Source organism: Microbulbifer maximicatervae (SeqCode) (genome assembly GCF_052467305.1).
On sequence record NZ_CP174306.1, the window covers coordinates 4,692,328 to 4,706,868 of the forward strand.

Annotated in this window: 10 protein-coding genes; 1 reads left to right on the forward strand and 9 read right to left on the reverse strand. The window is 53.9% G+C overall.

Going from position 1 to position 14,541, the window contains the following annotated elements:
* Positions 1–175 precede the first annotated feature (175 nt).
* The 9 genes from ACJJI4_RS20515 to glmU all read right to left on the reverse strand — a co-directional run bounded on the left by ACJJI4_RS20515 (position 176) and on the right by glmU (position 10,942).
* Positions 176–940 (reverse strand): class II aldolase/adducin family protein, encoded by a 765-nt coding sequence (locus tag ACJJI4_RS20515; RefSeq protein WP_444928252.1) that lies wholly within the window; start codon positions 938–940, stop codon positions 176–178.
* Positions 941–1,301: 361 nt separating this feature from the next.
* Complete coding sequence (locus tag ACJJI4_RS20520) at positions 1,302–2,318, reverse strand: zinc-binding alcohol dehydrogenase family protein (protein ID WP_444926298.1); 1,017 nt, start codon at positions 2,316–2,318, stop codon at positions 1,302–1,304.
* Between the two features lie 156 nt (positions 2,319–2,474).
* Positions 2,475–3,353: an alpha/beta fold hydrolase gene (locus tag ACJJI4_RS20525; protein ID WP_444926299.1), complete on the reverse strand. Its 879-nt coding sequence runs from the start codon at positions 3,351–3,353 to the stop codon at positions 2,475–2,477.
* A 24-nt stretch (positions 3,354–3,377) separates the two neighbouring features.
* Entirely contained in the window at positions 3,378–5,207 is a 1,830-nt protein-coding gene (gene glmS / locus ACJJI4_RS20530) for a glutamine--fructose-6-phosphate transaminase (isomerizing) (RefSeq protein ID WP_444926300.1), read from the reverse strand.
* Positions 5,208–5,209: 2 nt separating this feature from the next.
* A complete protein-coding gene (locus ACJJI4_RS20535) occupies positions 5,210–6,034 on the reverse strand; it encodes a DeoR/GlpR family DNA-binding transcription regulator (RefSeq protein WP_444928253.1) in 825 nt (274 codons plus the stop codon).
* A gap of 120 nt (positions 6,035–6,154) precedes the next feature.
* Positions 6,155–7,372, reverse strand: a complete 1,218-nt coding sequence (locus tag ACJJI4_RS20540) for a dihydrolipoamide acetyltransferase family protein (protein WP_444926301.1) — start codon at positions 7,370–7,372, stop codon at positions 6,155–6,157.
* A complete protein-coding gene (locus tag ACJJI4_RS20545; RefSeq protein WP_444926302.1) occupies positions 7,369–8,364 on the reverse strand; it encodes an alpha-ketoacid dehydrogenase subunit beta in 996 nt (331 codons plus the stop codon). Before ACJJI4_RS20545 ends, ACJJI4_RS20540 begins: the two co-directional genes overlap by 4 nt.
* A complete protein-coding gene (gene pdhA / locus ACJJI4_RS20550) occupies positions 8,364–9,455 on the reverse strand; it encodes a pyruvate dehydrogenase (acetyl-transferring) E1 component subunit alpha (protein WP_444926303.1) in 1,092 nt (363 codons plus the stop codon). Before pdhA ends, ACJJI4_RS20545 begins: the two co-directional genes overlap by 1 nt.
* A 125-nt stretch (positions 9,456–9,580) precedes the next feature.
* The gene (glmU, locus tag ACJJI4_RS20555) at positions 9,581–10,942 is read right to left on the reverse strand and encodes a bifunctional UDP-N-acetylglucosamine diphosphorylase/glucosamine-1-phosphate N-acetyltransferase GlmU (RefSeq protein ID WP_444926304.1); all 1,362 of its coding nucleotides are present in this window, start codon (positions 10,940–10,942) and stop codon (positions 9,581–9,583) included.
* Positions 10,943–11,168: 226 nt separating this feature from the next.
* Here glmU and ACJJI4_RS20560 point away from each other — a divergent pair, with 226 nt between their 5' ends.
* A complete protein-coding gene (locus tag ACJJI4_RS20560) occupies positions 11,169–14,522 on the forward strand; it encodes an amidohydrolase family protein (protein ID WP_444926305.1) in 3,354 nt (1,117 codons plus the stop codon).
* Positions 14,523–14,541: the final 19 nt, after the last annotated feature.

A 14,541-nucleotide genomic window follows, 5' to 3' on the forward strand; every position in this document is an offset into this window, starting at 1 on the left:
TCTGCATGCCAGAGGTATCATGGAGTTATTCAGAGGCTCCCTAGTGCTGTTCACTCAATACCAGGAAGTTTATGCGAGAATAGAAAACAGGGAATAAATTCTGAGAAAAAGTGCCGGCGCTTTGCGGCGCTCCAAAAAATTACTCTGCAAATTTGGCAGCGTTTTTGGGGTTTCTTTACTCAAACATGTCCGGCTGTTCTTTTGCAATTACATTGTAGAGAGGCTGAAAGCTAAATAATCCCGCCAGTTCAGTTCCCACAACCGCCCTGGTTCGTATTGCCACCTCTGGATCGATCAAAATAGGCTGCCCAGCTGCTTCCGCCAGTAACTGAGCCTGGCAGCTTTTTTCCATAGTGATATACCACCAGGCAGCTTCATCGACGGATTTACCCACCGTCAGCAAGCCGTGATTCTGCAATATCAGTGCTTTGTGGTTACCCAAGGCTTTAGCAAGGGCTGCGCCTTCTCCCATTTCCAATACCACGCCGGAAAAAGTATCCAGCAAACCGTGATCCCGATAAAAGGCACAAGCATCCTGGGTAATGGGATCCAGAAGGCGCCCGAGAGTAGACCAACTTTTCCCATAAAGGGAATGAGCGTGCGCTGCGGCTACCACATCTGGGCGGGTTTTATGGATGTGAGAATGAATAGTAAAGGCTGCGCCATTAAGGTAACCATCCCCCTCAACCACCTCTCCTTGATGATTGACCAGCAATAGTTGTGACATCGTCATCTGTTTAAAGGAAACCCCCATGGGGTTGACCCAAAAATGATCGTCATATTCCGGGTCACGGACAGTGATATGACCGGCTACGCCTTCATCAAAACCAAATTTTCCAAACAGGCGAAAAGCCGCCGTCAGCTTCCTCTTACGCTCTTCACGAACTTGTTCTGGCGGCTGGGTTGGCTCGCCAAGCAATATATTGATGTCGCCATTCATAACAGCAGCATCAATACCGGTTTTTGTTTTATTTTTTTCTGTCGTAGCCACCTAGCGGCCCTCTCATCTTTGGAAAATGCCGAGGCATGGTTATAGCATGACTTTTATTTTCTATGCGAGGATTAATAACTTAATAAAATGGTGACTGCTTAATGCGGAAAAATATAAAAGTGACTTTGATGTCTTTTATATCAGTTTATTTTCGCCCGGTAGAAATATAAGCAAAAATTTACTGCCAAATAATGAAAAATAAGTATCTTGCACTTAGTTTCTTTTATCGAATAATTAGGACTGCTTACTCAAAGTAAATTCCCACCCAGATGTCATAGATATGACTCTGAGTAGGAGAGAGTTTACTCTATCAAAAACCTTCCAGGACTATCTTTCCTTTTGCAGCCTGGGATTCGATAAGCTGATGCGCTTTTAAAAGATTATTTGCATTTATTTTCCCAAAATTCTGCCCCATAGTGGTTTTAATTAATCCCTGGTCAATTAATTCCGCAAGTTCATTCAACAAAACATGCTGGGCAACCATATCCTCGGTAGAAAACAGCGCGCGAGTAAACATAAACTCCCAGTGAAGAGACACACTCTTCTGCTTCAGTGCCATAACATCCAAGGAGGCGGGCTCGTCAATCAAACCAAACTTCCCTTGAGGTCTGATACTTTTGATAATTTCCGCCAAGTGCTCTTCGGTATTAGTGAGGCTAACGACATAGTCGACGCCATCGATGCCTTCGCCGCTCAACTGTTCGCTAAGAGACTGACGATGATTGATCACATGGTGGCTTCCAAGCTCCTCAAGCCAGCTTTTGGTTTCGGGGCGGGAGGCAGTACCTATCACAGTCAAATTGGTCAGACGACGGGCCAACTGGACCATAATCGAACCCACGCCACCAGCGGCACCAATGATCAGCAGTGTCTTGTTGTTTGCCCCTTTACCCACCGCAACTTGCAGGCGGTCGAAAAGCATTTCCCAAGCGGTAATCGCAGTGAGAGGCAGCGCCGCCGCCTCGGCACAGCCAACCGTCTTGGGGGCAGTACCAACGATTCTCTCATCCACCAGCTGGTACTGGGCATTGCTGCCGGAACGGGAGATATCGCCCGCATGCCAAACCCGATCGCCAACCTTAAAGAGTCCCGCTTCCGGGCCTACCGCTTTCACTATGCCCACAGCATCCCAGCCAAGTACCTTCCACTGACCGGTATCCGGGCTGGCCCGCTGCCTCACTTTAGTATCTACCGGGTTAACTGAAACGGCCTGTACTTCTACCAGCAGATCCCGGCCGGAGACTTGCGGTATGGGGAGGGTTATATCCTGTAGCGCTTCTTTATCACTGCTTGGCAGAGACTGTTGATAACCGACGGCCTTCATCATCAGTTTTATCCTTTTCCAATGGGGTAACGGGTGTGAAGGTATCTTAAAAAGGAATATACACAGGAAAAACTGCCTTCTCGCAGAAGTTGTTTCAATTATTTTTTTAAATTCCAGTAACTATGGATAACTCTACCCACAGTTATCCACAAAGCTGAACTAGGGCACGGGGAAATGACTATCTGTGGAAAACTTGAGAAGAAATTTACTCACCAAGGCATTAAATCTTTGCGCTGCTTCCAGAAATAGGAAATGGCTTCCTCCTTCCGCCACATCAAAGATCTCAAGCCTGGAACCCTCAACTTGCTGGTGAATCCACTGCTGGCACTCTATTGGGTGTGGACTGGCACGACCGAAAGCCACTAGCGTCGGCTTATCAATCCTGGGGATAAAATCCCGCCAGTCCTTTGTTACGTTATCCACAAAAAGCTTTGCAGCCCAGCGACGGGGACACTGCAGATTAACCGCAACCAGCTCATCCCGTTGGGTTTTCCCCATTAAAGGCGTGACCATAGACATAAGAATTTGGCGGGTGGCCTCAACACCTTTTTTTCCAACCAAGTTATCCACAAACTGGAAGAGGCTCTCCGGGGTCAGTATGCCTCCAGCGGCCAATCGCTCCGCTTCACTCCAGGCGGGATCAGCCAGTAGACAGGGGGGTTCATCGATTAGCACTAGTGAACTGACCCTATCCCCACCAAACATTTCCAGGTAGCTCCATATCACCGAGCAGCCGGCGGAGTGGCCGAGTAAATGAAGGGGTTTCTGTTGCAGACTTGAGATCAGCTCTTGCAAATCCTTGGCGAGGCGGGAAATTCGATATCCATGATTGGGCTTGTCAGACTGACCATGACCACGCATATCCAGCGCGATCACACGAAACTGATCGCTGAGCCCAGCGAGCTGATGTTTATACAACACCGCCCCCTGGGACCAGCCGTGTAGCATCAATAATATGGGGCCGTTGCCGGCCTCCAGATAGCGCAGGGTGACGCTATCAGAGGTAGTAAATTCACACAGCTTTACTCGCTTGTGCATAAACCTTTTGCGGCAGGTAAACGGTTATTCAACCGTGACTGATTTAGCTAGGTTTCTGGGTTGGTCCACATCAGTACCTTTCAGCAGCGCCACATGGTAACTCAATAGCTGCAGCGGCACGGTGTAGAGAATCGGCGCCAGACTCTCTGGGGAATCTGGAACTTCCACCACGGTAACACCTTCTTCACTGGTAAATCCGGCCTTGGGGCTGGCGAAAACAAACAGTTGCCCACCCCGCGCACGCACTTCCTGCAAATTGGATTTGAGTTTTTCCAGCAGCTCATCATTGGGGGCAACAACAACCACGGGCATATCGCCGTCCACCAGTGCCAGGGGACCGTGTTTCAATTCGCCGGCGGGATAGGCCTCCGCGTGGATATAGGAAATTTCCTTCAGCTTTAGAGCGCCTTCAAGGGCAATGGGGAATTCGACACCGCGCCCCAAGAAAAGCGCGTGATGCTTCTCTGCAAAGGCCTCACTGGTATTTTTAACCACCTTATCCAGACCAGTAAAACTCTCCATCAGCTCAGGTAACTGGTGCAGGGCGCTGACCAGTTCAGCTTCACGCTCTGCCGATAGGCCATTAACCTTGGCGAGGGCGATACAGAACAGTTGTAATGCTACCAATTGGGTCGTAAAGGCTTTGGTCGAGGCCACACCAATCTCAGGGCCCGCCTCGGTCATTAGCGATAGCTCAGACTCTCGCACTAATGAGCTATTGGGCACATTGCAGATGGTCATAGAGGCCAGGTAGCCCAGGTCCTTGCCCTGACGCAGGGCGGCGAGGGTATCGGCCGTTTCCCCGGATTGGGAAATACTCACAAACAGGGTTCCCGGGCGCACAACTTTCTTGCGGTAGCGCAGTTCACTGGCCACCTCCACCGAACAGGGAATACCGGCCCAGTCCTCGAGCCAATAGCGGGCTACCATGCCCGCATGGTAACTGGTACCACAGGCCACTATCTGTACCTGCTCTACATTTGGCAAAATCTCTTGGGCGCGGGCACCGAGGGCCTGGGCCAATACCGAGCGCTCACCGATACGGCCCGCCAAAGTGGCCGCGACAACTTTAGGCTGCTCGAATATTTCTTTTTGCATATAGTGGCGATAGCGCCCTTTATCAGTGGCTTCGTGGCCCCCTGTCAGTTTATGTACCGCACGGCTGACTTCCTCTCCCAACTTATCCCGCACTGCAATGCCACTGCGGCGCACTTCCGCCACATCTCCCTCTTCGAGGAAAATAAAACGATCGGTCACCTGCCGCAGGGCCATAGGGTCAGAAGCAATAAAGTTCTCTTCAATGCCCACCCCCAGGACCAGGGGACTACCAGAGCGGGCACAAGCCAATACGTCGGGCTCTTCATGACTAACAACTGCCAGAGCGTAAGCACCTTCCAATATATGCGTGGCCTCAGTCACAGAGTCGACCAGGCTGCGGCCTTCGGAACTTAAAGAGTGAATAAGATGCACCACAACTTCAGTATCAGTTTCGGACTCAAACTCATAGCCCTTATCTTGAAGCTCTGAGCGTAATTCCTGATGATTTTCGATGATGCCGTTGTGAACCAGTGCTATATGGCCGGACAAATGCGGATGTGCATTTTCATCGGAGGGAGCCCCATGAGTCGCCCAACGGGTGTGGGCAATACCAATATGACCCTCGGCGCTTTCCTCGCTTAATTTGGCTTCCAAGTCTGCGACCTTACCCAGACTTTTACGCAATTGAAGCTGGCCATTGCCATCGCCTAAGCAAACTCCGGCTGAGTCATAACCGCGATACTCCAAACGGCGCAGTCCCTCTAGGAGAATTTCCGTCACATTGCGCTGAGCCAGCGCACCTACGATCCCGCACATAATTATTTCCTCATTAACCCGGGAGTCTCGCCGCCCATTAAAATTTCAGGCTGAGCGCCTCTGCTCCTATCTTCAGCGGCACAAATGAGCTGGATACCCAGCTGCTCCAATCTTTGCCCCGCAGCATCATCCAGACCATCATCAGTTACCAGGGTATCGACCTGCTCCCAGGACAATTCCAGATTGGGAATCCGCTTCCCCACTTTACTGGACTCCGCCAGTACAACCACTTCCCGCGCAACTTCAGCCATTACGCGGGAGAGGCCAATTTGTTCATTAAAAGTACAGGTACCGCGCTGTAAATCGATTCCATCGGCACCAATAAAAGCGCGATCGAAGTCGTATCCTCTCAGCACCTGTTCTGCAACCTGCCCCTGAAAGGCCTCAAAGTGTGGGTCCCAGGTGCCTCCGGTCATCAACAGTGTCGGTTCGTTTTCAAGCTCGCGCAGCGCATTAGCCACATGCAGCGAGTTGGTCATCACCACCAGGCCGCGCTTGCTTTCAAGCTCTGAAATCATTGCCGCCGTGGTGCGACCATAATCAATCACAATCCGGTGGTGATCCGGTATCAGCTCAGCAGCAGCTCGGCCAATAGCCCGCTTGCTCTCAGAGGGTCCTTCTTCATTGACCAACTCCCTCGGCACTGGGATAGCACCACCGTGACGGCGCAGCAACAAGCCGTGATTTTCCATTGCTGTCAGATCCTTTCGAATCGTAACTTCCGAAGTTCCGAACTGCCGCGCCAATTGCTCGACACTGGTCTCTCCTACTTCATTTAGCAAGTGGAGAATGCCGTGGCGGCGCTGCTGGGTGTTGCGTTTGGACATAGGCATATAAGTTTCGTTTCGAAACTTAAAGATAGCGAAACGAAACTAAAGTTTCCACAACTTTTATCAAGAACCTTTATTCAACAGGTTAGATACCAGAATAGGAGTCACCCAGAATTGCTATAGAGACAGGGTTTCTAACATTGCCTTAAGAAAGCGTGCTAACTCTCCACCGGTAACGGCCCGGTGATCGGCACTGATAGAGAGAGGGAGTAGGGGGCGAAGTGCCGGCCAGCGGTTTACCACCACAACTCCCTGGCACACCCGCCCAGCGCCGACAATGGCAACAGTGGGCGGCATGACTACTGGACTGGCATAACGACCGGCTATGGAGCCGAAGTTGGAGAGAAGAATGCTTGCCCCCTGAAGGTCTCGCTGGGCGATCCCGGTCTCGCGGGCCTGGTGTTTAAAGTCCGCCACCTGCTGGAGCAGATCTTCATCGGTACGCTGGGCGACATCCCTGAGTACCGGCACATAGAGCCCTCGTGGAGAATCCACTGCCAAGCCAATATTGATACTGCCCTGCGGTGCCAGCTTCTCATCCTGATACAGGGCATTGAGGGTAGGTTCCGCCTCACAAGCTTCCTGTACTGCACGAATCAATCTCAGCAGCGCCGGAGCACTACCCCACCAGTTGGAAATATCCGCATCGTCACACAGCGTTATCTGCTTTACCTCATCCCGCGCTCGGCTCATGGACAAACCCATTGCGCGACGTGCAGGCGTCATGACTTCGGACTCAGAATCGAATTGGAGTGCAACGGCTGTAGTTTGTACGTCAGAAGCGCGGGCAGGTGATGGATGCTGTCCCTTCGCCACAGTTTTGGCCTTTGTTCCCGGCCCCGCCTCAGTAAGCACCTGAGCTTCCGTTACCAGTGCACCCGTTGGTGATATTGACTGTAAATCTACCCCCAAACGCCTGGCCAGGGCCCGTACTCTCGGGGTGGCCAGTCGCTTCAAGCCCACCTCCGGCCCACGCTCAGCCCCCAACACAGCTTGCCCTTGCTCTATTTTTCCCACCACCGTGCCGCTGTCGGCCCGAGGGCTAGTCTCTTGTTCCGATTCTTCAGCTTTAGTGGGTGGGCTTTCATCTGCGACTTCTCCCTCGGCCATAAATCCCACCAGGGGATCGCCAACATTCACAGTCTCATCCACTGCCGCAAATAGCTTCTCAATAGTGCCGCCCCAAGGAGCCGGCACTTCCACCAAGGCCTTAGCGGTTTCCACTGTCACCAGAGTTTCATGGGCGGCTATGGTATCTCCCTCTTTGACATGCCACTCCCGCACTACCGCATCGGGCAGACCTTCACCGAGATCCGGAAGGGTAAAAGTCTTCATTGTGGCCCTCCGTTGACGTAGTCCAGCACTTCCTGTACGGCCGACAAAATACGCGGCACTCCGGGTAGATACTCATCCTCCAGTTGATAGTAGGGCATCACCGTATCGAAACCGGTCACCCTCTGTACCGGTGCCTTTAAAAGATCGAAGGCATACTCATTTATCTGTGCGATCACCTCGGCACCCAGGCCACAAAACCTGGCCGCCTCGTGCACAACGACACAGCGTCCGGTTTTCTCCAGGGAGTCTATTACCGTGTGAATATCCAGGGGTTTTAGGGTGGCTGGGTCGATAACCTCAGCCTCTACCCCTTCCTCTGCGAGCTGCTCTGCGGCTTGCAGGGTCTCTTTGAGGGAAGCGCCCCAGGCGATAAGCGTAATATCGCGGCCTTCCCGCAACACAAAGGCGCGATCCAGTGGCAGAGCCTCGCCAGTGTCGGGCACTTCCTGGCGAACGGCTCGGTAAATACGTTTGGGTTCCAGGAAAATTACCGGGTCCGGGTCTCTAATTGCCGCCAATAGTAAACCGTAAGCCCGTGCAGGAGAGGAGGGCACCACAAGGCGCAGACCTGGAATATGGGCGAACAGGGCCTCGGTGCTCTCGGAGTGATGCTCCGGTGCATGGATTCCACCTCCATAGGGGGCCCGGTAGACAATCGGACAGGAGAGACGGCCGCGAGTGCGATTGCGATAGCGCGAGGCGTGGCTGAGGATCTGATCGAGACCGGGATAGATAAAACCCATAAACTGGAATTCAGCCACCGGTCGCAGGCCCTGCACCGCCATACCGACAGCCATTCCGGCAATCATGGTCTCGGCTAAGGGGGTATCCATCACCCGGTCCCGGCCAAACCTGGCCTGCAACCCCTCGGTAGAGCGAAATACGCCACCGTTCAGACCAACATCTTCACCAAATAGAACCACCATCGGGTCTGCTTGCATCTCGTAAGCCAGAGCCTGGGTGACAGCCTCGACCAAAGTTATCTCAGCCATTAGCTATCTCCCTGCAACTGTTGATACTGCTCCAGAAAAGGCTCCGGCAACTTTGCATAGAGGTGGTCGAATATTGCTGTGGCGACATCTCTGGGGGTTTCCCGGTAGATATGGACCGCTCTCTCCAGCTTCTGTGTCAGCTCCCGTTGCATCTCTTCTTCCTGCGCATCATCCCAGGCACCGCAGCTCTCCAGGTAGGATCGCAGGCGCCGCAAAGGCTCCCGGGACCAGGCTTCACTGACATCTTTTTTGGGTTGGTAGCGACTGGCATCATCGGCAGTGGTATGGTCACACAGGCGATAGCTGATCGCTTCGATCAGAGCTGGGCCAGCGCCACTGCGCGCCCGCTCCACGGCATCACCCACCGCCTCACGAACGGCAATCACATCGTTGCCGTCTACCTGCAAGCCGGGTATTCCGGCGGCAATAGCCTTCTGTGCCAAGGTCTTACAGGCAGTTTGCTCATCTCGCGGTAGGGAAATAGCCCATTGATTGTTGTTGATAACGATCACCAAAGGCAGGTGCCAATCCCCAGCCAGGTTTATCGCCTCGTAAAAGTCTCCCCGCGAAGTAGATCCATCGCCGCCGGTCGAAACAGCGACGCGCATGGGTTCACCGAAATGCTCATGTTTATATTTCAGGGCAAAGGCTACACCGGCACCGTGCAACATCTGGGTGGCTATAGGCACACTCAAGGGCAAATCTTCGCGGCTATGGCGAAAGTTCTGCCCCCGCTCATCGCCCCCCCAGATTGCATAGATCTCCTCGATAGTGACGCCCCGCTCCAAAAGAGCGCCTGTCTCCCGGTAATTGGGGCAATAGATATCCTCTTTGGCCATGGCGGCTGCGAGACCAACACCAATAGCTTCCTGGCCGAGGCTGGAGGGATAGGTACCAAGTTGACCGGTACGCTGCATTTTTACCGCGCGATCATCCACCATACGAGCCAACGTCATCTGGCGGTAGTAAGCAATCAGGGTATCCGGGGTGGCAAATTCCGGTAGGGCTTGGGTCGTCTGTCCCTGTTCATCCAAATATTGCAGCGAAGCAATATCAAAACTGGCAAGCAGCTGTAATCTCGGCTTGTGCATCGGGCCATTCCTTTTGTTCCCGAAGCGCAAGTTTAATGGATAGGGTGGCTATCAACAGGCGTGGGGAGGGAAGGCCCGCCGGAATTATAGTTTCCGAGGGGCAACCCAATTACGGTAAGGGTTATTTAGCTTTTCTTGGTCGGACGCTGCCAGCCGGTAATATTGCGCTGCTTGCTGCGCGCTACCGCCAACTCTTCGCTCCCCACAGCCTGGGTAATGGTGGAGCCAGCACCCACTGTGGCTCCGGCGCCCACAGTTACTGGGGCTACCAGAGCCGTGTTAGAGCCAATGAAAGCTTTATCGCCGATCTCGGTCAGGGACTTGTTCACACCGTCGTAATTACAGGTAATGGTGCCAGCACCGATATTGACCGCTTCGCCCACCAGGGCATCACCGACATAAGAGAGATGATTAACCTTACTGCCCTCACCAATTTTGGCTTTTTTGGTTTCGACAAAGTTACCCACCTTGGCACCAGTGGCCAGCTCTGTGCCCGGACGCAAACGTGCAAAGGGACCAATAGTGCAAGCCTCACCAATCTCAGCGCCTTCGATAATGGAATTGGCCTCTACCTTGGTGCCATCTGCCAGACGACAGTTTTTTAGCAGGCAATTAGGTCCAATTTGTACCCCCTTACCCAGTGAAACTGTCCCTTCGAAAATGCAATTGATATCAATAGAGACATCGGTATCGCACTCCAGGCTGCCGCGAACATCTATACGCATGGGGTCCAATAAAGTCACCCCCGCATTCATAAGACTGGTCGTATGGTTATGCTGCAAAGCGCGCTCCATCTGTGCCTGCTGCGCACGGCTATTTACTCCCGCCACTTCCAGTGGATCACTGGCAATTACGCCCGTTACAGGAATACCCTCACTGACCGAACGACCGATAATATCGGTCAGGTAGTACTCACCTTGAGCATTGTCACAGGACAACTCCGGCAACCAGCGAGCCAACAGTGCTCCAGGAGTCGCCAAAATACCGGTATTAACCTCACGGATAGCCAGGGTATCCGCATCGGCATCCTTTTCCTCAACGATCGACTGCACACAGCCGCTGTTATCCCTCACGATGCGCCCGTAGCCGGCGGGATTTGCCATTTCAACTGACAGCAGGGCAGGTCCGTGATCCGCTGCCGATAGCAGTGATTGCAAACTGCCGGCCCTGACCAGAGGCACATCGCCATAGAGCACCAAAACGGTAGCTCCCTCGCGGAAATGGGGCACCGCCTGGGCCACGGCATGCCCGGTACCCAATTGCTGTTCCTGCTCCACAAACCTGACACCGCGATCAGCAAAGCGGTCACGTATCAGGTCTGCGCCATGCCCGATTACCACGGTAATCTGCACCTCTCCCAACAACATGGCGGTATCAATTACCCGCTCAAGCATGGGAATACCGCCAATAGGATGCAGCACTTTAGGCAGGTCAGAGTGCATGCGGGTGCCTTTTCCGGCGGCCAAAATCACAACATCGATAGTCATAACGGGTCGATATTCCAATCGTCTACAAAATTTGAGTGCATTGTGGCCACTAGACCCGGTTTACTCAAGCGAACAACAGTTCGCCCCGGGGCCCTGGTATTCAACGCATTAAGATTGCTGCGCCGCTTTGATCCCGGTAATTTACCCCCTGTGAAATCAACCGGTTACTCAACCCAACAAAACAAATATAGCCGCCAAACACAGAATCGGGCGGAGGGATATTTCAATGAACACCACCAAGCAGAACAAGCCGCGCCACCATTTGTTGGCTCTGGCTGTCCTGGCACTGACCCTGCCGATGGGTGCTGTGGCAGAAGCCGAAAGCGCTCTCGAAGCTACCAAAGAAAAGGAAGTAGAAAAGGCGGAAGCCCAATCCTGGGATATCAACAAGCCACCCTACGAATTCAAACCGATCCAGTTAGACACCCGCGAGACCACCTGGAGCAACCTGGATATCAGCCCAGATGGCAAAACCATCCTGTTCGATATGCTCGGCGATATCTACACAGTGCCGGTAGCAGGCGGCGAGGCGGTAGCCCTGACCAATGAAATCGCCTGGAATATGCAGCCGCGCTTCAGCCCGGATGGCAAGACCATCGTGTTTATCAGCGACCGTGACGGCGCCGACAACATCTGGTTGATGGATCGCAATGGCGACAACCTTCGCCAGCTCACGACAGAAAAGGAAAACTTGCTGCACTCGCCCAACTGGAGCCCCGATGGCCAGTACCTGGTAGCGCGTAAAGGCTTTATGTCTGGCCGCAGTATCCCCGCCGGTGAAATCTGGATGTACCACTACGGTGGGGGTGAAGGTCGCCAACTGAAAGAGCGCATCGGTGGCGATATCGCCCAGAAAAATATTGCCGATCCAGCTTTCTCTCCAGATGGACGCTATGTCTATTACTCCATCGATACCACCCCCGGCACCGTGTGGAAGTACAACAAAAACTCCACCCAGGAAATTTTTGCCATCAACCGCTATGACCTCCAGGATGGTGAAGAGGAGACCTTTGTCTCCGGTCCCGGTGGCGCAGTGGCACCTGTACCATCCCCGGATGGCAGTAAACTGGCCTTCATTCGCCGCCAGGACAACCAGACCTCCCTGTTCCTGAAAGATTTGGATACAGGACTGGAAACACCGGTTTACTCCGGCCTCGAACGCGACCTGCAGGAAATCTTTGGCCCCCATGGCAACTACGTTCAATACGACTGGATGCCCGATGGTGAATCATTGGTCGTTTGGACTGGCGGTAAATTCCTGCGCATCTCCATCAACGGCGACAGCGTCGCACCGATTGCGGCCCATGTGAAAGTTGAGAAACAGGTAGCGGATGCGGTGCGCTTCCCGGTAGACGTAGCGCCGGAAACCTTCGATGTGAAGATGATTCGCTGGGCGCAGAAATCCCCCAACGGCAAGCAGGTCGCTTTCCAGGCATTGGGCAAGATTTATATTCAGGATGTCGCCAGTGGTGAGCGTCGTCGTCTGACCCGCCAGGACGACCACTTTGAGTTCTATCCCAGCTGGTCCCGCGATGGTCGCGAGATCACCTATGTCTCTTGGGACGACCAAAACCTGGGCCATGTGAGGGTAGTTTCCGCTCGCAACGGTCGCGGTAAAAACATCACCAAGCAGCCGGGCCTGTACGTTGAACCAAGCTTTTCTCCAAGTGGTGACGCAGTGGCCTACCGTCGCTTTACCGGCGGCTATCTGCTCAGCCCCGAGTACTCCCTGGAACCGGGCATTTACCTGGCAGACGCCGACGGCGACTGGCAGCGCCGGGTCGTGAAGTCTGGCTATGAGCCTCATTTCGGCGCCAGCGAAGATCGTATCTACTTCTCCGAGTACCAAAACGCTGACGGCGGCAAGCGCGTGCTGAAGAGCACCAACCTGGAAGGCAAGGATGAGCGCGAGCACCTGCACGGCGCTGAGATTACTTCCTTCCGCCTGTCTCCAGACGGCAAGTGGGTTGCCTTCACCCAGGACTTCAAAGCCTTTGTCGCGCCCTTTATGCATACTGGCAAATCCGAGGTTATCGGCCCCGATAGCAAAGCAGTCAAAGTCACCCAGGTATCCAAGCGAGCCGGTGAAAACCTGCATTGGTCTGCCGATAGCGACACTTTGGGCTGGGCACACGGCCCCAAACTGTTCGAGCGTGAACTGAAGGACGCCTTCGAATTTATCGCCGGCGCTCCGGAGGAACTGCCAGAGCCAGTTTCTGAAGGCATCGACCTGAGCTTTGAACAGTCCTTCGACAATCGCGCAGGCCTCGTTGCCCTCACCGGCGGCAAGGTTGTCACTATGCGTGATGCGGAAAACACCCGTGAAATTATCGACAATGGTGTGGTTCTGTTCCGGGGCAACCGCATTGTCGCCGTGGGACCCGCAGCGGAAGTGGAGATTCCCACCGAAGCGAAGCGTATCGATATCACCGGCAAAACCGTTTTACCGGGGCTTATTGACGCTCATGCCCACGGTGCTCAGGGTCGCGAAGAAATTATCCCGCAGCAGAACTGGAACCTGTTCTCCAGCCTGGCATTTGGAGTGACTACTATTCACGACCCCTCCAATGACAGCAGCGAGATCTTCTCTGCCGCTGAAATGCAAAAGGCCGGCCTGATTACTGGGCCGCGTATTTTCTCCACCGGCACCATCCTCTATGGCGCCAAAGGTCCAGGCTACAAAGCCAAGATCAACTCCCTGGAGGACGCTCAGTTCCACGTGAACCGCCTCAAGGAAATGGGCGCCATCTCGGTGAAGAGCTACAACCAACCCCGCCGCGACCAGCGCCAGCAAGTGCTGCAGGCAGCCCGCGAAGCCGGCATTATGGTAGTGCCCGAGGGCGGCGGTAAGTACCAGCACAATATGAACATGATTGTGGACGGGCACACCGGTATCGAGCACTCACTACCGATCGCCAATGTCTACGGCGATGTGGAGCAGCTGTGGAGCCAAACCCAAGTGGGTTATACACCGACCTTCGTCGTGGCCTACGGCGGTCTCTGGGGTGAGGAGTACTGGTATGACCGCACGGAGGTATGGAAGAACGAGCGCCTGACCCGCTTTACCCCCGATTTTATCGTTAACCCCCGCTCTATCCGTCGCCCCACTGCGCCGGATGCCCACTACAACCACTTTAATGTGGCCCGTCAGGCCAAGCAGCTGCGCGACGAAGGTGTCACCGTACATATCGGCGCCCACGGCCAACGCGAAGGGCTTGGAGCCCACTGGGAGATGTGGATGATGGAGCAGGGCGGTTTTACTCCTTGGGAAGCCTTCCGTGCCGGTACTATCGATGGTGCCCGCTACCTGGGTATGGACGGTGATATCGGCAGCATTGAAGCTGGTAAGCTGGCTGACCTGATCGTGGTTGACGGCAACCCCTTGGATAACCTGCGCCTATCAGAGAACATTACCTACACGGTAATTAATGGCCGTGTGTTTGAGGCGGAAACCATGAACGAAGTAGGGGCTGGCGAACGCTTGGCATTCTTCCACGAACGCCTGCCTATCAGTGCTATGCCCGCTCCTACGGCAGAAGCGGTACAGGAGAAGATGGAACGCCACCACTGGGTACACTAACCTCAGGCACAAACTGAGA